Origin of the sequence: Streptomyces sp. Root1310 (assembly GCF_001426425.1) — a bacterium.
Classification (GTDB): domain Bacteria; phylum Actinomycetota; class Actinomycetes; order Streptomycetales; family Streptomycetaceae; genus Streptomyces.
In genome coordinates, this window is sequence record NZ_LMEQ01000007.1 from 96431 (window position 1) to 121180 (window position 24750).

The 24750-nt window shown below is 72.3% G+C and carries 19 protein-coding genes; all 19 read left to right on the forward strand.

From position 1 onward, the window contains the following. Positions 1–61: 61 nt before the first annotated feature. Genes ASD48_RS15790 through rfbC form a run of 19 tightly spaced genes read left to right on the forward strand, consistent with a single transcriptional unit; the run spans position 62 to position 24739 of the window. Positions 62–1378 carry a nucleotide sugar dehydrogenase gene (locus tag ASD48_RS15790; RefSeq protein WP_057602260.1) on the forward strand — a complete coding sequence of 439 codons (1317 nt, stop codon included), beginning with the start codon at positions 62–64 and terminating at the stop codon, positions 1376–1378. After that, entirely contained in the window at positions 1368–2648 is a 1281-nt protein-coding gene (locus ASD48_RS15795) for a glycosyltransferase family 4 protein (protein WP_057602262.1), read from the forward strand. The genes ASD48_RS15790 and ASD48_RS15795 overlap by 11 nt, the downstream gene beginning before the upstream one ends. Continuing rightward, positions 2645–4015 carry a Wzz/FepE/Etk N-terminal domain-containing protein gene (locus ASD48_RS15800; protein ID WP_057602264.1) on the forward strand — a complete coding sequence of 457 codons (1371 nt, stop codon included), beginning with the start codon at positions 2645–2647 and terminating at the stop codon, positions 4013–4015. The genes ASD48_RS15795 and ASD48_RS15800 overlap by 4 nt, the downstream gene beginning before the upstream one ends. Further along, positions 4012–5553, forward strand: coding sequence for a Wzz/FepE/Etk N-terminal domain-containing protein (locus ASD48_RS15805; protein WP_057602266.1), 1542 nt, complete (start codon positions 4012–4014; stop codon positions 5551–5553). The genes ASD48_RS15800 and ASD48_RS15805 overlap by 4 nt, the downstream gene beginning before the upstream one ends. Before the next feature lie 2 nt (positions 5554–5555). Continuing rightward, positions 5556–7481: an asparagine synthase (glutamine-hydrolyzing) gene (gene asnB, locus ASD48_RS15810; RefSeq protein ID WP_057602268.1), complete on the forward strand. Its 1926-nt coding sequence runs from the start codon at positions 5556–5558 to the stop codon at positions 7479–7481. Between the two features lie 33 nt (positions 7482–7514). Beyond that, positions 7515–9710, forward strand: coding sequence for a bi-domain-containing oxidoreductase (locus ASD48_RS15815; protein WP_057602270.1), 2196 nt, complete (start codon positions 7515–7517; stop codon positions 9708–9710). Further along, the gene (locus ASD48_RS15820; RefSeq protein WP_057602272.1) at positions 9707–11683 is read left to right on the forward strand and encodes an alginate lyase family protein; all 1977 of its coding nucleotides are present in this window, start codon (positions 9707–9709) and stop codon (positions 11681–11683) included. The genes ASD48_RS15815 and ASD48_RS15820 overlap by 4 nt, the downstream gene beginning before the upstream one ends. 8 nt (positions 11684–11691) lie before the next feature. Then, complete coding sequence (locus ASD48_RS15825) at positions 11692–13212, forward strand: right-handed parallel beta-helix repeat-containing protein (protein ID WP_057602273.1); 1521 nt, start codon at positions 11692–11694, stop codon at positions 13210–13212. A gap of 1 nt (position 13213) precedes the next feature. Further along, positions 13214–14446, forward strand: a complete 1233-nt coding sequence (locus ASD48_RS15830) for a hypothetical protein (protein ID WP_057602274.1) — start codon at positions 13214–13216, stop codon at positions 14444–14446. A 2-nt stretch (positions 14447–14448) separates the two neighbouring features. Further along, positions 14449–15723, forward strand: a complete 1275-nt coding sequence (locus ASD48_RS15835; protein WP_057602275.1) for a glycosyltransferase — start codon at positions 14449–14451, stop codon at positions 15721–15723. Next, the gene (locus ASD48_RS15840) at positions 15720–16955 is read left to right on the forward strand and encodes a class I SAM-dependent methyltransferase (RefSeq protein WP_057602276.1); all 1236 of its coding nucleotides are present in this window, start codon (positions 15720–15722) and stop codon (positions 16953–16955) included. Before ASD48_RS15835 ends, ASD48_RS15840 begins: the two co-directional genes overlap by 4 nt. After that, on the forward strand, positions 16952–17761 hold the full coding sequence (locus ASD48_RS15845; protein ID WP_057602277.1) for a hypothetical protein: 810 nt from the start codon (positions 16952–16954) through the stop codon (positions 17759–17761). Before ASD48_RS15840 ends, ASD48_RS15845 begins: the two co-directional genes overlap by 4 nt. After that, entirely contained in the window at positions 17758–18405 is a 648-nt protein-coding gene (locus tag ASD48_RS15850) for a PIG-L family deacetylase (protein WP_057602360.1), read from the forward strand. The genes ASD48_RS15845 and ASD48_RS15850 overlap by 4 nt, the downstream gene beginning before the upstream one ends. Before the next feature lie 3 nt (positions 18406–18408). Further along, a complete protein-coding gene (locus ASD48_RS15855) occupies positions 18409–19434 on the forward strand; it encodes an SDR family oxidoreductase (RefSeq protein ID WP_057602278.1) in 1026 nt (341 codons plus the stop codon). After that, entirely contained in the window at positions 19422–20705 is a 1284-nt protein-coding gene (locus ASD48_RS15860; RefSeq protein WP_057602279.1) for a DUF4910 domain-containing protein, read from the forward strand. The genes ASD48_RS15855 and ASD48_RS15860 overlap by 13 nt, the downstream gene beginning before the upstream one ends. Further along, positions 20702–22009 carry a hypothetical protein gene (locus ASD48_RS15865; RefSeq protein ID WP_079073781.1) on the forward strand — a complete coding sequence of 436 codons (1308 nt, stop codon included), beginning with the start codon at positions 20702–20704 and terminating at the stop codon, positions 22007–22009. The genes ASD48_RS15860 and ASD48_RS15865 overlap by 4 nt, the downstream gene beginning before the upstream one ends. Next, entirely contained in the window at positions 22006–22953 is a 948-nt protein-coding gene (locus ASD48_RS15870; RefSeq protein WP_057602281.1) for a glycosyltransferase family 2 protein, read from the forward strand. Before ASD48_RS15865 ends, ASD48_RS15870 begins: the two co-directional genes overlap by 4 nt. Further along, a complete protein-coding gene (locus ASD48_RS15875; protein WP_057602282.1) occupies positions 22950–24191 on the forward strand; it encodes a polysaccharide pyruvyl transferase family protein in 1242 nt (413 codons plus the stop codon). The genes ASD48_RS15870 and ASD48_RS15875 overlap by 4 nt, the downstream gene beginning before the upstream one ends. Further along, entirely contained in the window at positions 24188–24739 is a 552-nt protein-coding gene (gene rfbC / locus ASD48_RS15880) for a dTDP-4-dehydrorhamnose 3,5-epimerase (RefSeq protein ID WP_054237673.1), read from the forward strand. Before ASD48_RS15875 ends, rfbC begins: the two co-directional genes overlap by 4 nt. Positions 24740–24750: the final 11 nt, after the last annotated feature.

The following is a 24750-nucleotide window of genomic DNA, read 5'->3' on the forward strand; positions in this document are numbered from 1 at the left end:
ACGGGCCCGCCGGCGCGCGGACCGCAGGCCGCAAGGGCCTGCCTGGGGGGAGGAACGGGAGATGAAGGTCAGCGTTTTCGGGCTCGGCTATGTCGGCTGTGTATCGGCCGCGTGCCTGGCCAGCATGGGACACGAAGTCATCGGGGTGGACGTGAACCAGGTGAAGGTCGACCTGGTCAACGACGGCAAGGCCCCGGTGGTCGAGGAGCGGATCGGCGAGCTCATCGCCGACGTCGTGCGGACCGGAGCATTACGCGCCACCGACGACGTCCGCGAGGCGATCATGGACAGCGAGGTGTCGCTGGTCTGCGTGGGCACCCCGTCGGAGCCCAACGGCAGCCTGTGCACCACGTACTTGGAGCGGGTCACCGAGCAGATCGGCGCCGCGCTGGCCGAGCGGGGCGGGCGGCACACCGTCGTGTTCCGCAGCACCATGCTCCCGGGCACCTGCCTGAACCTGCTGGTCCCGATCCTGGAGAAGTCCGTCGGCGGCACGGCCGGGGTGGACGTCGGGGTCGCGGTCAACCCGGAGTTCCTGCGCGAGGGCACGAGCGTGCGGGACTTCTTCGACCCGCCCAAGACCGTCATCGGCGAACTCGACCAGGCAAGCGGCGACGCGGTGCTGGCGCTGTACGGCGGACTGCCCGGCGAGGTGTTCCGGGTGCCGGTCCCGACGGCCGAGGCGATCAAGTACGCGGACAACGCGTTCCACGGCCTCAAGATCGGCTTCGCGAACGAGCTGGGCGCGGTGTACCGGGCGCTCGGGGTCGACTCGCACCAGGTCATGGACGTGTTCCTGGCCGACCGCAAACTGAACATCAGCCCCGCGTATCTGCGGCCCGGCTTCGCCTTCGGCGGCTCCTGCCTGCCCAAGGACCTGCGCAGCCTGGTGCACGCGGCGCAGCGGGCCGACGTCTCGGTGCCCATCCTCTCCCATGTGCTGCCCTCCAACTCCGACCATCTGCAGCGCGCGGTGGAGCTGGTCGAGCGCACCGGCAAACGCCGGGCGGGCCTGTTCGGGCTGTCCTTCAAACCCGGCACCGACGACCTTCGCGAGAGCCCGCTCGTCGAGCTGGCGGAGAGACTCTTCGGCAAGGGGTACGACCTGAAGATCTACGACGCCAACGTGAGTCTCTCCCGGCTGCTCGGCGCCAACCGCGAGTACATCGAGACCCGGCTGCCGCACCTCGCGCAGCTGCTCGCGGATTCCGTCGAGGAGGTGCTCGAGCACGCCGACGTGTGCCTGGTCGGGACCAGGGATCCGGCCGTGCTGGCGGCGCTGCCCCATGGCGACGGCACGGTGATCGTCGATCTCATCCACCTTCCCGACGCCGAAGCGCGGCGGGCCGAACCGGGGTACGTGGGCCTTGCTTGGTGACAGATCGTTCGGTGACGGAGCCGGCGCCGACCGGCCGGACCGGAGCGCGCTGATCCTGGTGGAGAACCTGTCGGTGCCGTTCGACCGGCGGGTGTGGCAGGAGTGCACGACGCTGCGCGACGCGGGCTGGAAGGTGCACGTCATCTGTCCCCAGGGCAGCAAGCGGGACACGGAGCCGGAGGCGGAGATCGACGGGGTGCGGATCCATCGCTACCCGTTGCGCGCGGCCACCGGTGGGCCCGCCGGCTACCTGCGGGAGTACGGATCGGCCCTGTGGCACACGGTCCGGCTGGCCCGCAAGGTCGGCCCGGTCGACGTGGTCCACGCCTGCAACCCGCCCGACCTGCTGTTCCTGCCGGCCCTGTGGCTGAAGCGGCGCGGCGCAAGGTTCGTCTTCGACCAGCACGACCTGGTACCCGAGCTGTACCTCTCCCGGTTCGACCGCGGCGAGGATCTGCTGTACCGCGCCGTGTGCGCGCTGGAACGGCTGACCTACCGGGCCGCGGACATCGTGCTCGCCACCAACGAGAGCTACCGGGACGTCGCGGTGCGCCGTGGCGGTCGACGGCCCGCTGACGTGTTCGTGGTGCGCAGCGCGCCGCAGACCGACCGGTTCCAACCCGTGCCGCCCGAGCCCGAGTTGAAGCGCGGCAAGCCTCATCTGCTGTGCTATCTGGGCGTCATGGGCCCGCAGGACGGGGTCGACTACGCCTTGCGGGCCCTGGCCAGGCTGCGCGACGAACTCGGACGGACGGACTGGCATGCGGTGTTCGTCGGTGCGGGCGACGCCTTCGACGCGATGGTGGAGTTGTCCCGGCGGCTCGGGCTCTCCGAGCAGGTGGAGTTCACCGGGCGCATTCCGGACGCCGACCTGGTGCGCTACCTGTCCACCGCGGACGTGTGCCTCTCCCCCGACCCGCGCAATCCGCTCAATGACGTGTCGACCATGAACAAGGTCCTGGAGTACATGGCGATGGGCCGTCCGATCGTCTCGTTCGACCTGCGGGAGGCGCGCGTCTCCGCCGGTGAGGCCGCCGTCTACGCGCCCGCCAACGACGAGTCCGAGTTCGCCAGGCTCATCACGCTGCTGCTGGACGACCCGGAGACGCGGGCCCGGATGGGCAAGATCGGCCAGGAGCGGATCAGCGGGCCGCTCTCCTGGCGGAACTCCCAGCGATCGCTGCTGGACGCCTACGCCGCCGCCTGCCGTGACCACGCTCCGCTGCCGGCGGGCGAACCGCACCGTGCTGGGAAGAGGCCGCGCCGTTGAGCGATGACACCATACGCCTGGTCACGATCGGGCGGATCGTCCGTCGGCGCCGACGGCTGCTCACCCTCCTCGTGGTGGTGGGCGCGCTCGTCGGCTACGGCACCTCCCTGCTGTTTCCGCCGCGCTACACGACGTCGGCATCGGTACTGCTGCCGGGGGCGTGGGAGGAACGCGAGCTGGTGACCCAGGCGGAGATCGCGACCAGTTCGGTGGTGGTCGACCGCGCGGCTGCCAAGCTCGACTGGGCCGGGGTCGACGGCACCGAGCTGCGGGACCGGGTGAGCGCCAAGGCCGCCGACGGGAACATCATCAAGATCTCGGGCACGGCCGACACCCCCGAGCGCGCACAGCAGCTCTCCGACCAGGTGGCCCAGCAGTTCGTCACCTTCGCCGCGCAGATCGCGGGCGACAGCACCGACCCCGAGGCGGCGGCGCCCGAGGCGCTGCGGCAGATGGTGGTGCAGACCAGCCGCCGCATCACCGAGCTGGCCGACGAGGCCGGTCCGGGGCAGACCGTGGAGAGCGTGCAGACCCGCACCGAACTCTCGAAGCTGCGTACCGCTCTGCAGGAAGCCATCAACAAGCTGGACCAGACCGACCCGGCCGCCACCCAGGCCAACATGGTTGTCATGGGGTCGGCGGCCCGGCCGACCGGTGAGGCCCCGCCGACGAGGATCCAGCTCGTCGTCGGAGGGGCGCTGCTGTTCTTCCTGCTCGCGGTCATCGGCCATCTCACCGCCGCCCGGATGAGTCGCCGGCTGCGCACCGAACCGGAGATCGCCGCGGCGCTGGGCTCGACGCTGCTGGGTACCGTCGACGTACCTGGTGAACGCCCCGCGCACCGGCCGCGGAGCCATGGCGCGCGGGCCCGGATCCGCCGGCTGCTGGGCGTCGACGTCCGGTGGGACGTACCCGCCCCCCAGGCGTCCGGCGACGAGGCCGGCAGACAGCTCCGCTACCGGCGGGTGTGCGCCCGTGTCCGGGACCGGCTGCCCTCTCCCCGGCGGCTGCTGGTGGTCGTCCCGGACGGCGACGAGATCGCCCGCCGGGCCGCCGGACAGCTCGTCGCCGAGGCCGAGAGCGATCCGCTGCTGCGGGTGGTGGAGGTCTCGGTGTCCCAGCCGATGGTGCCGGACCGCGACAACGAGTCCGGTGCCCTGGTCGTGCTCAGCGCGGGCAGCTGGACGGCCGGCGAACTCGCCGGCATCGCCGAGGCGTGTGCGGACGCCAAGCACGAGGTCGTCGGCATCGTCCTCGCCGGCACGGTCTGGGCCCGTCCGACGCGGTCCGTCGGCCGTCCTCGCCGTGCCGCCACGCCGGCACCCGCGCTCGCGGTCGGCGACGACGCGACAGGAGGTGCACAGTGACGACGCATACGACTTCGGAGTCGTCGGCCGCCGCTCCGCTGCTGGACCTTCAGGCGCTGGTGGTGTCGGTGCGCAGGCGCCGGCGCTTCTGGTGCTCCCTGGCGCTGCTGGGGCTGCTCGCCGGGGTGGCGGTCGCGGTGCTGATGCCGCCGCCGCCGACCGCCGTGACCAAGGTGCTGGTCGCGCATCAGGAGGACCAGCCGAACGACCCCGGGACGCTGATCCGCACCGACGTGGCGCTGCTGCAGACCACGCGCATCGCCGGTAGTGCCCTGCGGTCCCTCGAGTCCCCGGAGAAGCCGGAGGACTTCATGCGGGACTACGGGGGGATCGGCCTGACCAACAACCTGCTGCAGATCACGGTGACGGGTGACAGCGACGCGGAAGCGGTGGCCCGCGCCAAGGCGCTGGCCGACGCGTTCATCTCGGACCATGTGAGGCGGATCCAGCAGGCCGCGAGCGCCGAGGCCAAGGCCCTGGCCGACCAGCGTGACCGCCTACGGGACGAACTCGCCCAGGTCAACAAGGAGATCGGCGAGGCATCACCGGACAGCGGACCGAAGGCGGCCGCGAACCTGGAGTCGCTGTTCGCCCGCCGGGCCGAACTCACCTCGCGGATCTCCGACTTCGACCAGCGCGCCGCGGAGGCGCGCATCGGCACCCCCCAGCTCATCGCCGGCACCCAGATCGTGGACGCCCCCCGCGCGGTGCGGCACTCGCTGCCCAGGAACGCCGCCACCAACGGCGCCGTCGGGCTCGTCCTCGGACTCGCCCTCGGGCTCGCGGTGGCCGCGGTCCGCACGGTGGTGGCGGACCGCCCCGTGCTGCGCCGGGACATCGCGGCGAACCTCGGCGCCTCGGTCATCGCGGAACTGCCCCACCGGTCGGCCGGGCTGTGGCGGCGCCGTCGGGTCCGGGAGGCACGCGCGCGGCTCACCGCGTCCCTGGCCCGCACCGTGCGCGGCTCGGCGGAACCGGTGTCGCTGCTGGAACTGGGCTGTGCGCGCGGCACCGGCGTGCTGGCCCTGGACCTCGCCGGGGCACTGGCGGCGGAGGGGCCCGTGGTCGTCGTCGACGGCCTGCCGGGCCTGCGGCTCGCGGGCCGCCGCCCGAAGCCGGGAGACCCGACCGTGGTCAGCGGCGAGCCGATCGTGGTCAGCGGCGAGCGGGCCACGGAGCCGGCGCATCAGGAGCGCCGGATCGGGGTCGGCTCGGTGGCGCCCGGCACGGCCTGGACCGACCTCCGGTACCTCGGCACCCGGACCGTACTCGTCGTGCGTGCCGGGCACGGCAGCGCCGCATGGCTGCACACCGTGGCGCGGCAGCTCGCGGACCAGCGCATCGCGGTGATCGGGGTGGTGCTGATCGACCCCGATCCGCGGGACCGGACCGACGGCACCCTGTGGGACGGGCCGCACACCGCGCTGCGCGGCCAGAACGAGCTGCAGGCCCGACAGAACGGGACGGGCCAGCGGCGGACGGAGCGACTGCCGATGTGGGCGGCACGCGTCCCGGACAACGACCAGGAGGCGCGGTAGACATGTGTGGCATCGCAGGCACTTACCGATGGCCGGACGGAAAGATCGTGACCGACCGGCTCACCGAAACCCTCGCCCACCGCGGTCCGGACGGAGCGGGCCGGTACAGCCACCCCGCCGGTGACGGCGAAGTGCACCTCGGGCACCGGCGGCTGTCCATCATCGACCTGTCCGAGACCGGCGCCCAGCCGATGGTCTCGGGCGGCCTCGTCCTGACGTACAACGGCGAGCTGTACAACGCCCCCGAGCTGCGGGCCGAACTGGCGGCGGCCGGGGTGCGCTTTCGCGGTACCTCCGACACCGAGGTGCTGCTGGAGGCCTGGCGGCGCTGGGGCACGGACTGCCTGCCCCGGCTGCGCGGCATGTTCGCGTTCGGGATCTTCGACGAGCGAACGGGTGAGCTGGTGCTCGCCCGCGACCAGCTCGGCATCAAGCCGCTGTTCCTGCTCCGGCGCGGCGGGGGTCTGATGTTCGCCTCCGAGCTGAAGGCGCTCGCCGCCGCGACCGGCGGCTCGCTGGAGGTGGACCACGCGGCGCTGGTGGCCTCGCTGCTCTACTACTGGGTGCCGGACTCGCGGTGCGCGTTCCGCGAGGCGGAGAAGCTGCCGCCGGGGAGCTGGCTGCGGTTCCGGCCCGACGGCCGGGTGGACCGCGGCCGGTTCTGGCATCTCAAGGACGTCGCCGCCGAGGGGCAGGAGCGGGCCCGGAGCGGCGAACAGCCGGATCTGGCCGCCGTGGTCGAGGAGTCGACCCGGCGCCACCTGCTCTCCGACGTACCCGTGGCGACCTTCCTGTCCGGCGGGCTGGACTCCAGCTATCTGACGGCGCTCGCGGCCCGCGACCGGCCCGGGATCTCCGCCTACACGATCGGGTTCCGTGCCGAGGACGCCAGGTTCGAGGCGATGCCGGACGACCTGCGGTACGCCCGGCAGGTGGCCGAACGGTTCGGTGTCGACCTGCACGAGATCGAGATCGCTCCCAACGTGCTCGACCTGCTGCCGCAGATGACGTACCACCTCGACGAGCCGATCGGCGACCCCGCCGCGATCAACACGTACCTGATCTGCCGGGCCGCCCGGGAGTCCGGGGTCAAGGTGATGCTCTCGGGGATGGGGGCCGACGAGTTGTTCGCCGGCTACCGCAAGCACCTGGCCAACCTGCTCGCGCTGCGCTACCAGCGCGTCCCGCGGCCCCTGCGGCGCGGCCTGTCCCGGGCCGTGGACCGGCTGCCGGTCGCCACGGCCCGCCGGGGCTACCGGTCGGTGCGCTTCGCGAAGCGGTTCCTGTCCTTCGCCGACCTGCCGGAGGAGACCGCGTTCCGGCGCAGCTACACCATGTACGACCAGGACGAGCTGCTCGCCCTGGTCGATCCCGACCTGGCCGGGACGGTCGACGACGTGCTGACCGAGCATGCGGACGTCTACCAGGACAACGAGCTCGACGACTTCGTCAACCGCATGTGCCTGGGCGACGCCCGGATGTTCCTGCCGGGCCTGAACCTCGCCTACACCGACCGGTCGAGCATGGCCGCGTCGACCGAGGTGCGGGTGCCCTACGTGGACGTGGAGGTGGTCAAGGCGGCGTTCGCCTTCCCCGGCGATCGCAAGATCGTCGGACGGCAGGGCAAGGCCGTCCTCAAGGAGGCGGCCGCCTCGGTCCTGCCCCGGGAGATCGTGTACCGGCCCAAGGGCCTGTTCAGCGCCCCGCTGCGCGCCTGGATGAGCCGGGATCTGGCGCCGCTGGTGCGCGAGGTGGTGCACGACGGTGTGCTGGTGCGTTCCGGGCTCCTGCGCCGCGACGCGCTGGCGCGGATGGTCGCCGAGGACGCCGCCGGGCAGCGGGACTTCTCCAAGCATCTGTGGCACGTGCTGACCCTTGAGTACTGGTATCGCGACGCGACCTCACGGGCCGGCCAGAACTCTCACTGACGGCGTAGAGACAGTAGAGACAGAGGACTTCGGGTGAAACAGGTTGTTCAGAACTACAAAAGCGGCGAGCTTGCGGTGCTCGACGTGCCGGTGCCGGGATGCAAGCCGGGCGGGGTGCTGGTCCGCAGCGCCTACTCGCTGATATCCACCGGGACCGAGCTCATGAAGGTGTCCGAGGCCGGCATGTCGATGCTGGGCAAGGCCCGCTCCCGGCCGGACCAGGTGGCCAAGGTCATGCAGAGCGTGGCCACCAACGGGCTGCCCGCCACCTACCGCAAGGTGATGGGCAAACTGGACTCCTACACGCCGCTGGGCTACTCGCTGTGCGGGGTGGTCGAGCAGGTCGGCACCGGGATCGACGATGTGAAGGTCGGCGACCTCGTGGCCTGCGCCGGCAACGAGCACGCGCTGCACGCCGAGCTGAACTGGGTGCCGAAGAACCTCTACGCCCGGGTGCCGGACGGCCTCGCGCCGCGCCACGCGGCCTTCGGCACCGTCGGGTCGATCGCGATGCAGGGCGTCCGCCAGGGCGAGCCGCAGCTCGGGGAGGTGGCGCTGGTCATCGGCCTCGGGCTGATCGGGCAGCTGGTGGTGCAGCTGCTGGCCGCCTCGGGGGTCCGCGTCGTCGGAGCAGACCCCGACCCGGTGCGCTGCGAGCTGGCCGAACGCCTGGGCGCCGCGGCCTGCGGCGATCCCGCGTCCGCGGCCGTGGAGACGGCCGTCGCCGAACTCACCGACGGCCACGGCGTGGACCAGGTGTACCTGGCGGCCGGCGGCGGCAGCAACCAACCCGTCGAGCTGGCGGCCAGGTTGAGCCGGGACCGCGGCCGGGTCGTCGACATCGGCAAGTGCCGCCTGGACCTGCCGTGGAACGCGTACTACGAGAAGGAACTCGACGTCCGGTTCTCCCGCAGTTACGGCCCCGGGCGCTACGAGCCGGAGTACGAACTCGAGGGGCGGGACTACCCGATCGGCTACATCCGCTGGACCGAGCGCCGCAACCTGGCGTGCTTCCTCGATCTCCTGGCCCGCGGCAGCGTCGACGTGGAGCCGCTGGTCTCCCACATCGCCGACTTCGACGACGCCGTCGAGACGTACCAGCGTCTGAAGGACGGTGAACTGAAGGCCGTGGCCGTGCTGTTCCGCTACCCGGAGCAGCACGAGGAAGCGGGCGAAGCTCAGGCCCCGGCGGTGACCGTGCCCGAGGTGCCGCGCAGCGGCAGAGCGTCCGCCCCGGCCCGGCCCGCCAAGGCGCCGGTGCGGCTGGCGTTCGTCGGTGCGGGGAACTACGCGACGTCGATGCTGCTGCCGCACCTGGCACAGCGCGAAGGCGTCGCGTTGTCGACCGTCGTCACCACGACCGCGCTGTCCGCGGCCAACGCCAAGCGCAAGTTCGGCTTCGCCGAGGCGACCACCGATCTCGACGCCGTGCTCGGCGACAAGTCCATCGACGCGGTGTTCGTGGTCACCCGGCACAGCTCGCACGCCGAACTGACCCGAAGGGCACTGCTGGCGGGCAAGGCGGTGTTCGTCGAGAAGCCGCTGGCCCTCACCCAGGACGAGCTGGCCGGCGTGCTCGCGGCGGTGGAGGAGTCCGGCAACGACCGGCTGCAGGTGGGCTTCAACCGCCGGTTCGCGCCGCTGCTGCAGGAGGCCGGGAAGCGGTTCGGCGTCCGGACCGGCCCGGCGAGCCTGCGCTATCTGGTCAACGCGGGCCGGCTGCAGCACGGCAGCTGGTACCTCCAGCAGGGCACCGAGGGCTCGCGGTTCGCCGGTGAGGGCGGACACTTCATCGACACGGCGAGCTGGCTGCTTCAGGCCGACCCCGTCTCGGTGTACGCCGTCGCCGCCGGCGGCAACGAGGACCTGCAGGTCGTGCTGCGCTACCCGGACGGGTCCACCGCCACCATCAGCTACGTCACCACCGGCTCCCCCGGCTTCCCCAAGGAGACGCTGGACCTGGTCGCGGACGGCAAGGTGCTGCGGCTCGACGACTTCGTCCGTGCCGCTGTCTACGACGCCGGCCGCAAGCGGTGGGTCAGCTCTCGGCTGCCCAAGGCCCGGGACAAGGGCCAGTCCGCCGAGCTGGCCGCGTTCGTCAGGGCCGTGCGGACCGGCGGGCCGATGCCGGTGCCGCTGGAGTCGCTGGTGGCCACCACGGCGGCCACCCTCGCCGTGCAGGCCGCGCTGGTCGGCGGCGCCCCGGTGACGTTGGCGAGAACGCGATGACGGTGAACTCGGGCAGTCCGGGCTGGTATCTGCGGCGGCTGTCCCGGATGGGGCCGCGGGAGATCGGCGGCCGGGCGGGCGACGCGGTGCGCAGGCGCCGGTGGCGGTCGGCGCGGCCGGACAGCCCGACCGTGACCGGCGCGCGGTTCACCGCGGTACTGCCCGCGGGGACGATCGCCGCGGTGTCACCGGACGCCGCGAAACGTCTCGTCGCCGAGGCGGACCGGCTGATGGCCGGGCACGCCGAGTTCTTCGGGGTGGAACGCGACGACCTGGTGGACCCGGACTGGTGGTACGACCCGAAGACCGGGCGCCGGGCCCCGTGGGGCTACGCCTTCGACGTGCCCTACCGCAACGAGGAGGCGACCGGGGACATCAAGCAGATCTGGGAGTTGTCCCGGCATCAGTACCTCACCGTGCTCGCCGCCGCCTACGCGGTCACCGGCAACGAGCGGTACGCCGAGCGGGTCGCCGAGCACCTGCGGTCGTGGTGGGCGGGCAACGCGCCGCTGCGCGGGGTGCACTGGACCAGCGGCATCGAGCTGGGCATCCGGCTGCTGTCCTGGGTGTGGATCCGCCGGCTGCTCGACGGCTGGCCGGGCGTGGCCGCTCTGTTCGAGGACAACCCGGTGGCGCTGCGCCAGATCTGGCACCACCAGCACTGGCTGGCCTCCTTCCCCAGCCGGGGGTCTTCGGCGAACAACCACGTCGTCGCCGAGGCCGCCGGGCAGTTCGCCGCGGCCTGCGCGTTCGGGTGGTTCCCCGCCTCGGCGCGTTGGCGGGCCGACGCTCTGCGCTCGCTGGAGCTGCAGCTGCGCCGCAACACCTTCACCTCCGGTCTCAACCGCGAGCTGGCCACCGAGTACCACGGACTGGTGCTGGAGCTCGGCCTGGCCGCGCTGGCCGAGGCGGATGCCGCAGATGTGCAGGTCCCCGCGTCGATCCGGCTGGTGCTGCTGCGGATGACCGACGCGCTCGCCGCCATCGTCGACAGCAGGCTGCGGCCACCGCGCCAGGGGGACGCGGACGACGGGCACGGTCTGGTCGTGGACGGCGAGGGCACCGACCGCTGGGCCTCGCTGCTGGCCACCGGGGACGCCGTGTTCGGCCGGCTCGCCTGGTGGCCGGCGGTGACCGGTACGGACGTGCGCACCGCGCTGCTGGCCGCGCTCGTGCGGCCGTACGCGCACGGAACGGCACCGGCCGTGTCCCGCCCGGCGAGCCGGCCGGCCCACTTCGCCGACGCGGGTATGACCATCCTGCGGGGCCCGGGGGAGATCTGGTGCCGCTGCGACGGAGGTCCGCACGGATTCCTGTCCATCGCCGCGCACGCGCACGCGGACGCGCTGTCCGTGGAGGTCCGGCACGACGGGGTCGACGTGCTCGCCGACCCGGGGACGTACTGCTACCACGGGCAGCCCGAGTGGCGGCAGTACTTCCGGTCGACCCTCGGCCACAACACCCTGCAACTGGACGGCGGTGACCAGTCCGTCTCCGGCGGCCCGTTCCTGTGGACCCGGCATGCCCGCAGCCGCGTCCTGGCCGTGGACACCTCCGACGCCTCCGGCGGGGGGACGGCCCGCTGGTGCGCCGAGCACGACGGATACCAGCGCTCCGTGCACCGGCGCCGGGTGGAACTGACGGCCGAGAGCCAGGAGCTGAGAGTGGTCGACGAGGTGCGGGGCGGCCCGCGCCGCACCGTGCGGCTGGCGTTCCACCTCGGCCCGGCGATCGCCGCCGACCTGGTGGGGAACCGGGCACAGCTGACCTGGACCCGGGACGGCGAGGACCGCTCCGCGGCGCTCGAGCTGCCCGGGGAGTTGAACTGGCGGGCGCATCGCGGCGAGAGTGACCCGCCGCTGGGCTGGTACTCCCCCGGCTTCGGGCGCAGGGAACCCGCCACGACGCTGGTCGGCACCGGCTTCGCCGACGGCGCGGCGGGGTTCACCACCGTGCTCAGGTTCCGCGGCTAGGGGGGCGCGTGGGGATCAAGAGGCGGCACTGGGCGTTGGCGGCGGCACCGCTGGCGCTGGCCCTGCTGGCGGCGACCGGCTGTGAGAGCCCGTCGGGCGCGCGGCCGAAGCCGACCTCTGCGCCGGCCACGTCCGTGGCCCGGGTGTGTGCAGAGCCCGCGGCGGGGCCGGCCAAGGCACCGGCGGGCGCGGTGACGGTCGACCCCGCGGTGGCCGGTGACCTGGCCGCGAAGACCAAGAGCAGTCCCCCGAACACGACGTTCTGGCTTCGACCGGGCAAGCACCGGCTCGACCCGGACCGCTACGCCCAGGTCATCCCCAAGAAGGGGGACAGCTACCTCGGCGCGCCGGGCGCGGTGCTCGACGGCCGGAAGACCAACCAGTACGCGTTCGGGGGCACCGCCCCCGACGTCACCATCCGCCACCTGACCGTGCAGGGTTTCGTCGCGCCGCACGACGAGGGCGTGGTCAACCACGACTCGGCCGACGGGTGGGTGATCGAGCACGCGACGATCCAGAACAACTCCGGCGCCGGGCTGATGGCCGGCGCCCGCCAGCGGGTCAGCGCGAGCTGCCTGCGCGGCAACGGTCAGTACGGCATGAACGCGTACAAGGCCGCCGGCCGTATCAGCGGCCTGGTGCTCGAGGGCAACGAGATCGTGGGCAACAACAGGGACGACTGGGAGCGGCGGCGGCCGGGCTGCGGCTGCACCGGAGGCGTCAAGTTCTGGGCCGTGGACGGTGCCGACATACGCGGTAACTGGGTGCACGACAACCGGGGAGCCGGGTTATGGGCGGACACGAACAACAACGACTTCCGCATCGAGGACAACGTGCTCGAGGCCAACGACGGTGCCGCGCTGATCTACGAGACCAGCTACAACGCGGTCATCCGGAAGAACACGATCCGGCGGAACAACTGGGTCGAGGGCCGCAGGTACGCCGACCGCGGCGACAACTTCCCGTTCGCGACGATCTACCTGTCCGAGTCCGGCGGCGAACCACGGATCCGGGCCCGCACGGACAAGATCGAGATCTACCGGAACGTGCTGGAGAACAACTGGTCCGGGATCACCCTGTGGGAAAACGCCGACCGGTTCTGCAACAGCCCGGCCAACACCTCCTCCGGTGACTGCACGTTGCTGGTGAAGAGCACCGGCCGCTGCGCGCAGCCGGCGATCGCCGCCGCCCCGCTGTACGCCGACTGCCGGTGGAAGACCCAGCGGGTGGACATCCACGGCAACCGCTTCGTGCTGGACAAGTCCGTCGTCGACTGCACGGTGAAGTGCGACCGCATGGCTGTGCTGGCCAACTACGGCACCTATCCGGACTGGTCGCCGTACCAGGGCGAGCGGGTGGCCGAGGCGATCACCCGTGAGCAGCACAACCGCTGGCACGACAACGTCTACCTCGGACCGTGGAAGTTCGTCGCCCACGACCCGAGCCGGATACTCGACTCCGTCCAGTGGCAGGGCACGCCGTACCAGCAGGACATGGGCAGCACCTTCCGCGCGCGGGCGGGTGGTTGAGATGGGCACGGACCACACGTCGAAGATCGTCGGGACGGTCTGGGGGCTGCTGATCCTCAACACGCTCGGCTCCGCCGGGGCGAAGACCATCGTCCCGCTGCCCCGCTCGCTCATCCAGATGGTCACCATGGGCGCGCTGGTCGCCGCGTTCACGCTGGCGCTCGCGGTCAATCTCCGGCTGCGTATCCGGGCCAGCGCCTTCGGGTTCCTGCTCACCCTGCTGCTGGTACCGAGCGTGATCTCCAGCGCGGACCTGGAGTCCGGGTTCGGCGCGCTGTTCCGCTGCGCCCGGCTGGCGCTCTTCGTCGGCACGCTGTGGCTGCTCAGCCGCTGGTGGGACGGCGGCCTGACGTTCGTCCGGCACCACATCAGGATGTACTTCGTGGTCCTCGCGTCGGTGGCCGCCGGTGCGGTCATCTCACCGGGCGCCGCCCTGCCCGAGCTCTACGGCGGCCGGCTGGTGGGCGCGTTGTGGCCGCTCACCCCGCCGCAGATCGGACAGTACGCCGCGGTGATCATCGGGCTCAGCGTGCTGCTCGTCCTGGGGCGCCGTACCGACCGGGCCAGCGCGGCCGTGGTCATCGTGCCGGCCCTCGTCCTGCTCGCGCTGACCCACACCCGGACGGCCACGCTCGGTCTGCTCATCGGGCTGGCGCTGGCGATCAGCTCGCTCGTCCTGACCAGCGCCGCCGCCCGCCGGTTCTTCGCCTGGGCGGTGCTGTGCGGCGCCGTGGCCGCGGTGGGGTTCGGCTCGGCGCTGCAGGCGTGGTTCCTGCGCGGACAGAGCCAGGAGAACTTCACCAGCCTCACCGGCCGGGCCAAGGTCTGGCACGCCCTGCTGGCGGCACCCCGCACGACGTCGGAGTACCTGTTCGGCGCGGGCCTGGGCGACAAGTCGTTCGGCGGGCTGCCGATCGACAACAGCTGGCTGGCCGTCTACCACGAGCAGGGCATGACCGGCGTCGCCCTGGTCGCGGCGATCATCATCGTGCTGGGGGGTGTCGCGTTGCTGCGGCCGCCGTCGTTGTCGAGGGCCTGCGCCATCTTCCTGATCAGCTACTGCGCGATCGCGTCGTACACGGAGGCCGGGCTGGGCGACGCCTCGCCGTATCTGCTGCATCTGGCCGTGGCCGCCTCGCTGCTGGCGGCGCCTGCCGGGGCCGCTCCCCTCTCGACGCCCGAAGTCCCCGAACGACGCACCCCGCAACGGGCCGTGAGATCGGAGGTGACCTGAGCATGCACGTACTCGTGGTGCACAACCGCTACGCCTCGGCGCAGCCGAGCGGGGAGAACAAGGTCGTCGACCAGGAGGTGGCGCTGCTGCGCGAGGCCGGCCACCGGGTCGAGGTGTTCGAGCGGCGCAGCGACGACATCGCCGCCCGGTCCCTGCCGGGCAAGGCCGCGATACCGCTGCTCGTGCCGTGGAACCCGGCGGTCCGCGCGGAGCTCGCCGCCCGGCTGCGCACCGAGCGGCCGGACGTGGTGCACGTCCACAACGTCTTCCCGCTCCTGTCGCCGGCGGTGCTGGCCGCCTGCGCCGACGCGGGCGTGCCCGCCGTCGCGACGCTGCACAACTACACCCAGGTCTGCCCGCCCGGCACGCTGCAGCGGGACGGCCGGCCGTGCACCGAGTGCGTCGGGTCCTCCCCGCTGCCCGCCGTCCGGCACGGCTGCTACCGCGGCTCCCGGCTGGCGACGGTGCCGCTCGCGGTCAGCCTGTCGGTCAACCGGCGGCGCTGGTGGTCCGGCGTGGAGCGGTTCTTCTGCATCTCCGCCGCCCAGCGCGACGTCCTGGTGCGGTCCGGGATGCCGGCCGGGCGGCTGGCGGTGAAGCACAACTTCGTGCCCGACCCGGACGCCCGCCGGACGGGCCCCGGCGAGCATGTGCTCTATCTCGGCAGGCTCGCCGAGGCCAAGGGCGTACGGCTGCTGATGGCCGCGTGGGACGAACTCGCCGCCGACGGCGGGGTGGGCGTCCCGCTCGTGATCGCCGGTACGGGCCCGCTGGAGCCGGAGGTGACCGCCTGGGCGGCGGGCCGGGACGACGTCCGGTACGTCGGCCTCTGTGACACGGCGGAGTGCCAGAAGGCCATCGCGCGGTCGGTCGCCGTGGTGGCTCCCTCGACGTGGCTGGAGGCGTTCGGCCTGGTGGTCGTGGAGGCGATGGCGGCCGGGGTCCCGGTCGTCGCGGCCGGTCACGGCGCCTTCGTCGAACTGGTCGAGGACGGGGTGACCGGACTGCTGCACCGGCCGGGCGACTCCGCGTCGCTCGCGTCCCGCATACGCCGGATCGCGGCCGGAGAGGACCGCAACCAAGAGATGGGCCGGGCGGCCCGGCGCCGTTACGAGCAGGGTTTCAGCCCGGCCGTCGGCCTCGAGCGCCTGGTGGAGGGGTACCGCTCCGCGATCGCGGGTCGGTCCGGCGGCGGGGACAGCCCGCCGCCGACAGGGGACAGGATCACTGGCTCGCGGTGGGGTCACCCGCGCGGGCGGGATGGGGGCAGTAGATGACACGATGCCGACTCTGCGGCTCGGCGGCGCTGGAGAGCGTCGTCGATCTCGGGGCGACTCCGCCGTGCGAGAGCTTTCTCGCCGCGGACCAACTGGACCGGCCGGAGCCGGCGTACCCGCTGCACCTGCGGGTCTGCACCGACTGCTGGCTCGCGCAGATACCTCCGCTGATCACACCGGAGGAGACGTTCAGCGAGTACGCGTACTTCTCCTCCTACTCGACCTCCTGGGTGGAGCACGCGCGCACGTTCGTCGACGACACCGTGCGGCGGCTGGGTCTGGGCGCCGACGCCTTCGTGGTCGAGGTCGCGAGCAACGACGGGTACCTGCTGAGGCATGTGGTGGACCGCGGGATCCGCTGCCTCGGCGTCGAGCCCTCGGTGAACGTCGGCGCGGCGGCGCGGGAGGCGGGTGTGCCCACACGCACGGACTTCCTGGACCCGGCCACCGGCGCCGACGTCCGCGCCGAGCACGGCCCGGCGGACCTGGTCGTGGCCAACAACGTGTACGCGCACATCCCCGACGTCGTCGGGTTCACCCAGGGACTGCGCGCCCTGGTCGCCGACGACGGCTGGGTCTCCATCGAGGTGCAGCACCTGCTGACCCTGATCGAGGAGAACCAGTACGACACGATCTACCACGAGCACTTCCAGTACTACACGGTCGCCTCCGCGACCCGGGCGCTGGCGAGCGGCGGACTCACCCTCGTGGACGTCGAGTTGCTGCCCACCCACGGCGGCTCCATCCGGCTGTGGGCCCGGCCGGCCGAGGTGGCCGGCGAGCCGACCGGGCGGGTGGCCGACGTGCTGGCCCGCGAGAAGGCCGCCGGGCTGCAGGAGCTGTCCGGGTACACCGAGTTCTCCGCGCGGGTGGCCAAGGTGCGCCGGGATCTGCTGCGGTTCCTGATCGAGGCGGCCGAGCGCGGCGAGACGGTCGTGGGCTACGGCGCCCCGGGCAAGGGCAACACCCTGCTCAACCACTGCGGCATCCGGCCCGACCTGCTCCCGTACACGGTCGACCGCAACCCCTACAAGCACGGCAGGTTCACCCCTGGCACCCGCATCCCGATCCTGTCGCCCGAGCAGATAGCCGCCGACGAACCGGACTACGTCCTGGTCCTGCCGTGGAACCTGCGGGCCGAGCTGGTCGAGCAGCTGTCCTTCGTGCACACCTGGGGCGGCCGACTCGTCTTTCCCATACCGGAACTGAGCATTGTCGAGGTCAAGGCATGAAGGTCGTACTGTTCTGCGGCGGCTACGGGCTGCGGATGCGCAACGGAGCCTCCGACGACATGCCCAAGCCGATGGCGATGGTCGGTCCGCGGCCGCTGATCTGGCACGTCATGCGCTACTACGCGTACTTCGGGCACACGGAGTTCATCCTGTGCCTGGGGTACGGGGCTCACCACATCAAGAACTTCTTCCTCAACTACGACGAGACGACGTCAAACGACTTCGTGCTGCGGGGCGGGCGGCCCGAGCTGCTGTCCACCGACATCGCCGACTGGACGATCACCTTCGCGCAGACCGGCATCGAGTCACCCATCGGGGAGCGGCTACGCCGGGTGCGGCACCACCTGGAGGGCGACGAGATGTTCCTCGCCAACTACGCCGACGTGCTCACCGACGCCCCGCTGCCGGAGATGATCGACCGGTTCGCCCGGCGCGACGCCGGTGCGTCGATGATGGTGGTGCCGCCGCAGTCGTCGTTCCACTGTGTGGATCTGGGTGAGGACGGGCTGGTGGGGGGCATCACCGCGGTGAGCGAGCTGCCGCTGTGGGAGAACGGCGGCTACTTCGTGCTCCGCCAGGAGGTCTTCGACCACATACCCGAGGGCGGGGACCTGGTCGCCGACGGATGCGCCCAACTGGCCAAGCGGGGACGGCTGGTGGCGCATCAGCACCGCGGCTTCTGGAAGCCGACCGACACCGTGAAGGAGCGGGCCGCGCTCGACGACGCCTACACCCGGGGCGACCGCCCCTGGGCCGTGTGGGAACGGGACGGCGCGGCAGCGAGCGCCGGGGCGGGGACCGCGTGATCCGGCTCGGGGCCGGGCGCCTGAACCGGATCGTCGCGGTGGGCGCGCACTGCGACGACATCGCCATCGGCGCCGGCGGCACGCTGCTGACGCTGTGCCGGGCGCACCCGGGTGTCCGCGTCGACGCGCTGGTGCTCTCCGGCGGCGGCGGTGAGCGCGAGCAGGAGGAGCAGGCCGCGCTCACCGCCTTCTGCCCGGGCGCCGACCTGCGACTGACCGTGCACAAGCTGCCGGACGGCCGGCTGCCCGCGCACTGGGAGGAGGCCAAGGCGGCGGTCGAGGAGCTGCGCGGGCAGACCGAGCCGGATCTCGTGCTGGCCCCGCGCACCGCTGACGCGCACCAGGATCACCGCGGCCTGGCGAAGCTGATACCGACCGCGTTCCGTGACCACCTCGTGCTCGGCTACGAGATCGTCAAGTGGGACGGCGATCTCGGCCGTCCCACGGCGTACCAGCCGCTGTCGCCGGAGATCGCCGAACAGAAGGTGCGGCTGCTGCAGGAGCACTACCCCTCGCAGCGGCACCGGCCCTGGTACGACCGGGAGGCCTTCCTCGGTCTGGCCCGGATCCGCGGCATCGAATGCCACGCGCGCTACGCCGAGGCGTTCGCCGTCACCAAACTCACTCTCGACCTGGGGGAATGAACCTTGCGCGTACTGCTGACCGGACATCAGGGCTACCTGGGCACCGTGATGGCCCCGGTCCTCGCGGCCGCCGGGCACGAGGTCGTCGGTCTTGACGCCGGCCTGTTCGCCGACTGTGTGCTGGGCCCGCGACCCGCCGACCCGCCGGGGCCGCGGGTGGATCTGCGCGACGTCACGGCCGAGCACGTGGCCGGGGTGGACGCCGTGATCCACCTGGCCGCGCTGTCCAACGACCCGCTGGGGTCGCTGGCGCCGGAACTCACCTACGACATCAACCACCACGCGTCCGTACGCCTGGCCCGGCTGGCCCGCGAGGCCGGGGTGCGGCGCTTCCTGTACGCGTCGACGTGCTCGGTCTACGGCGCCGCCGGCGGCGACGACCTGGTGGCCGAGGACGCCCCGCTGCGGCCGGTGACGCCGTACGCGGAGTCCAAGGTGCGGGTGGAGGACGACCTGCACGAGCTGGCCGACGGCGACTTCACCCCGGTGTACATGCGCAACGCCACCGCCTTCGGCTTCTCGCCCAGGCTGCGCGCCGACATCGTGCTGAACAACCTGGTGGGGCACGCCCTCCTGTCCGGCGAGGTGCTCGTGCTCTCCGACGGCACCCCCTGGCGCCCGCTGGTGCACGCCGCCGACATCGCACGGGCCTTCGCGGCCGCGCTGACCGCGCCCAGGGAGGCGGTGCACGACCGGGCCTTCAACATCGGCAGCGAGTTCAACAACGTCACCGTCGCGGAGATCGCCGACCAGGTGGCCGAGGCGGTGTCCGGCGCGAAGGTGGTGATCACCGGGGAGAACGGTGCCGATCCGCGGTCGTACCGGGTGGACTTCTCACGGTTCCGCGCCGCGGTGCCCGGCTTCGACTGCGAGTGGACGGTGAAGCGGGGAGCCCTCGAACTCGCCGACGCCTACCGGGAACACGGGCTGACCCGGGAGAGCTTCGAACAGCGCTTCACCCGGCTCGCCGTGCTGCGCGCCGCGTCCGACGCCGGCACCGTCGACGACACCCTGCGGTGGCGCCGATGACCGCGGCCGGCGAGCAGATGTACGCGCTGGTGGAGCGGTTGTACCCGCTGTGCCGGAGCATCACCGGCGACGGGGTGCGCGCCACGCTGGAGATCGTCGACGAGTACGTCCCGCTGCAGGTGCACGAGGTGCCGACCGGGACGCAGGTGCTCGACTGGACGGTGCCGCAGGAGTGGAACATCCGGGACGCGTACGTCGCCGACTCGGCCGGCCGCCGGGTCGTCGACTTCGCCGCGTCCAGCCTGCATGTGCTCGGCTACAGCGTGCCGGTGTCGGCGACCATGCCGCTGGCCGAACTGCGTGGACACCTGCACACCCTGCCGGATCACCCGGCCTGGGTGCCGTACCGCACCAGCTACTACAAGCCGGACTGGGGGTTCTGCCTGGCCCAGGAGACCCTGGACGCGCTGCCGGACGGCGACTACGAGGTGCGCATCGACTCCACGCTGGCGGACGGCCACCTCACCTACGCCGAGCACGTGGTCCCCGGGCAGGTGTCCGACGAGGTGATCGTGTCCTGCCATGTCTGTCACCCGTCGCTGGCCAACGACAACCTGGCCGGCATCGCGGTGGCGGCCTTCCTGGCCCGTGCGCTGGCCGAGCGGACGCCGTACTACACCTACCGGTTCATCTTCGCGCCCGGCACCATCGGGGCGATCACCTGGCTCGCCCGCAACGCGGAGCGGATCGAACGGGTCAGGCACGGGCTGGTGCTGGCCTGCGCCGGCGACCCGGGCCGGCTGACGTACAAGCAGAGCAGGCGCGGCGACGCGGAGATCGACCGGGTGATGCGACACGTGCTGCCCGCCTCCGAACGCCCGCACCACATCACCGAGTTCACCCCGTACGGCTACGACGAGAGGCAGTTCTGCTCGCCCGGGTTCGATCTCGGCGTGGGCTCGCTCAGCCGGACCCCGTACGCCGGCTACCCCGAGTACCACACCTCGGCGGACAACCTGGAGTTCGTCTCCCCGGAGGCGATGGCGGACACGCTCGCCCTCTGCCGCGAGGCGTTCGCCGTCCTTGACCGCAACCGGCGGTACGTCAACCTCAGCCCCTACGGCGAGCCGCAGCTGGGCCGACGCGGGTTGTACGACGCGCTCGGCGGCCGCAGCGACACCAAGCAGGCCCAGATGGCCATGCTCTGGGTGCTCAACCTCTCCGACGGCGAGCACAGTCTGCTGGACGTCGCCGAGCGGTCCGGGCTGCCGTTCGACACGGTCGCCGTCGCGGCCGACGCCCTGCACGGCGCCGGGCTGATCAAGGCATGACGCCGATGACCACCGAGGGGGAGAACCCGCAGACAACGGCGCCACCGGCCGGATCCGCCAGGCGGGCCCTCGTCGGCCGGCTGTCCTGGGGACTGGCCGACCAGGCGGCCTCCAGCGTGAGCAACTTCGCCGTGGGCATCTACGTGGCCCGCTCGCTGGGGGTGACCGCGTTCGGCGTGTTCAGCCTCGCCTGGGTGACGTACGGCGTGGTGCTCAACGTCTCCCGCGGGCTGGCCACCGATCCGCTCGTGGTCCGCTTCAGCGGCGTGCCGGACGCGTCCTGGCGCGGGGCGGTGGCCCGGTCGACGGGTACGGCACTCGGCGTCGGTGCGGCCATCGGCGCGGTGTGTCTGGTGGCCGGGCTCGGCCTCGGCGGCCGCCTGGGGCCCGCGTTCGCCGCCCTGGGGGTCATGTTGCCGGGGCTGCTGCTCCAGGACGCCTGGCGGTACTCGTTCTTCGCCGCGGGCGCCGGGCGGAAGGCGTTCGTCAACGACGTCGTGTGGGGTGTCGCGCTCGTCCCGGCCCTGGTGGTGGCGGCCCGTGTGGGCAGCGTGGCCGCGTTCGTGCTCGCCTGGGGCGCGTCCGCCACCGTGGCGGCGGGGTACGGCTACGTCCAGTCCGGCATCCGGCCCCGGACGACCGAGGCGCGCGGGTGGCTGCGCGAGCAGCGCGACCTCGGCTACCGGTATCTGGTCGAGAACGTCAGCCTCAGTGGCGCGAGCCAGCTGCGGGCGTACGGGCTCGGCGCGATCGTCGGGGTCGGCGCGGTGGGTGCGGTGCGGGGCGCCGAGCTCCTGCTGGGGCCGTTCCTGGCGGTGCTCATGGGGCTTTCGCTGGTGACCGTCCCCGAGGCGGCACGGGTGCTGCGGCAGGCCCCGCATCGACTGGGCCGATTCTGCCTCCTGCTGGGCGGGGGGCAGGCCGTCGGCGCGCTGCTCTGGGGCGGGGCGCTGCTGCTCATGCCCGGCCGGCTCGGCGAGCTGGTGCTCGGCGGTGTCTGGCACTCGGCCTCGGAGCTCATCGTGCCGATCACCCTCGGTGTCGCGGGCGCGGGCCTCGGCACCGGCGCGGCGGCCGGGCTGCGCGCGCTCGGCGCGGCCCGGCGCAGCCTGCGCTGCCAGTTGTTCGCCTCCGCCTGCTACGTCGGCGGCGGGCTCGGCGGGGCGGTCGCCGCCGGCACGGTCGGCTCGGCCTGGGGCGTCGCCGCGGCGACCGTCAGCAGCTCTGCCGTGTGGTGGCTGCATCTGCGGTCGGCCCTGCGCGAGCACCATCACGATCCACTTCCCGAAGTGAGGACCTCATGACCGCGCAACCCAGGCTGAGCATCGGCCTGCCCGTGTACAACGGCGAGGAGTACCTGGCCGAGTCGCTCGACGCCCTGCTCGGGCAGACCTACGAGGACTTCGAGCTGGTCATCTCCGACAACGCCTCGACCGACGGGACGCAGGAGATCTGCCGCAAGTACGCCGCGCGGGACTCGCGCATCCGCTACATCCGGCTGCCCCGGAACATCGGCGCCACGCCGAACCACAACCATGTGCTGGCCGAATCCCGCGGCGAACTGTTCAAGTGGGCCTCGCACGACGACCTGTACGGCCGGGACCTGCTGCTGCACTGCGTTCAGGCGCTGGACGAGCGGCCGGACATGATCCTCGCGCACACCGGCCAGGCGGTCATCGACGGCGACGGGCGGGTGACGGTCCCCTACGAGTACGGGCTCGCCACCGACTCGCCGCACGCGCCGGAGCGCTTCCGCAGTCTGCTGTTCGAGCCGGGCGGCGACGACTTCTACGGGGTGATGCGGGCGGACATGCTGCGCCGGGTGAAACCGATGGACAGCTACCACCACGCGGACCGCACCTACGTCGCCGAGATCACTCTGCACGGGCCCTTCCACCAGGTGCCGGAGCTGCTGTACTTCCGCCGCGACCACCCCACCCGCGCCGAGCGGGCGAACCCTTCCAAGCGCTCGCGGTGCGTCAACCTGGACCCGCGCCGGGCGGGCCCGCTGCACCCGACGCCCCGGCTGCTCGCCGAGTACGTGTGGGGCTTCGCCTCGGCTATCCGGCGGGCGCCGTTGTCCCCGGCCGACCGGCGCGCGTGCTACCGCCACCTCGCCGCCTGGATGACCAGCCGGGTCCGGCCGGGCGCCGGTGAGCGGATCGAGGACCGCGCCCCGGTCGATCCGGCCCTGCTCACGGTCTCCGTCGACGCGCTCGTCGCCGGCCGTGAGGGGCGGCTGACATGACGGCCGCGGACGGGGCGCCGGTGCGCGTGGGGGTGTTCGGCCTGCTCGGCTCCGGCAACCTCGGCAACGACGGATCGCTCGAAGCCGTGCTCGGGTATCTCCGCGCCGCGCACCCGGAGGCGACCGTCGACGCGCTGTGCGGCGGACCCGAGGCCGTGACGACCCGGTTCGGGATCCCCGCGACGCGGCTGCACTGGTACCGCGGGGAGTACCGCACCGCCTCGCGTGCCGGCGCGATGGCGGCGAAGGGCCTGGGCAAGTTCGTCGACGTCTTCCGCACCGCCGCCTGGGTACGCCGGCACGACGTGGTGATCGTGCCGGGCATGGGCGTCCTGGAGGCGACGCTGCCGCTGCGGCCCTGGGGCTTCCCGTACTCGCTGTTCCTGCTCTGCGCGAGTGGCCGGCTGCTGCGCACGCGGGTGGCGCTGGTCGGCGTCGGCGCCGCGACGATCCGCGACCGGCCGACCCGTGCTCTGGTGCGCTGGTCGGCGCGGCTGGCCGCGTACCGGTCGTACCGGGACGCGCAGTCCCGCGACGCGATGCGGGCGATGGGCGTGGACACCGCGCGCGACGAGGTCCACCCGGACCTCGCGTTCGCCCTGCCGACGCCACGGGCGAGCGCGCCCCCGGACCCGTCGGCCCCGCCGGGCCCGGTCTGCGTCGGCGTCATGGACTTCCACGGCGGCAACGACGACCGCGCCCGGGCCGAGGAGATATACCGGCGCTACCTCGACGGGACGGTCCGGTTCGTCCGCGCGCTGGTCGAGGAGGGCAGGACTGTCCGGCTGCTCACCGGTGACGAGTGCGACGCGTCGGTGGTCGCCGCGATCCTCGACGCGGTGGACTCCCCGCTGGTCACCGCTGCCGAGCCGTCCTCACTGGCCGACCTGATGAAGGAGATGGCGGCCGCCGACAGCGTGGTGGCGATCCGCTACCACAACCTGATCTGCGCGCTGAAGACCGGTACGCCGGTGCTCGCTCTGTGCTACGCGGCGAAGAGCGACTCGCTCATGGCGGAGATGGGCCTCGGCGCGTACTGCCACCCGGCCCGCGAGGTGGACGCCGACCGGCTGCTCGAGCAGTTCCGCGCGCTGGAGAAGCGTTCGGCCGAGCTGCGGCAGACCCTGGACGAGCGGAACCTGGCCGTCTCCCGGCAACTCGACCGCCAGTTCGACTCCTTGACCGCGGCCCTGTTCCCTGCGGCCGACCACTCCCCCACCTTACGGAAGGCGTCATGAAGGCGACCGAAGTCCCGGAGATCACCGGCGCGTACCTCTTCGAGCCGACGCCGTACGCCGACGAACGCGGCTTCTTCTGCCGCACCTTCGACGCCGACGTGGTCCGCTCGGTGGGCCTCGACCCGGACGCCTTCGTCCAGGACAGCCTGTCCCGCTCGGTCCGGGGCGTGCTGCGCGGTCTGCACCTGCGCTCCGGCGCCGGCGAGGCCAAGCTGGTGCGGTGCTCGTACGGGCGGATCTTCGACGTCGTCGTGGACCTGCGGCCGGACTCACCGACGTACCGCAACCGGGCCTGGTTCGAGCTGTCCGGCGATACGCAGGTGACCCTGTACATCCCGGCGGGGTGCGCACACGGCTTCCAGGCGCTGACCGAGACCACCGACACCTCGTACCGGATCGACCGCCCGCACGATCCGGCCGAGGACGTGACGATCGCCTTCGACGACCCGGAGCTCGCCATCCCCTGGCCGCTGCCGGTCACCTCGATGTCCCGACGGGACCGGGAGGCGCCGAGCCTCGCCGAGGTCCTGAAGCACAGAGAAACGTAAAGAAAGATGAG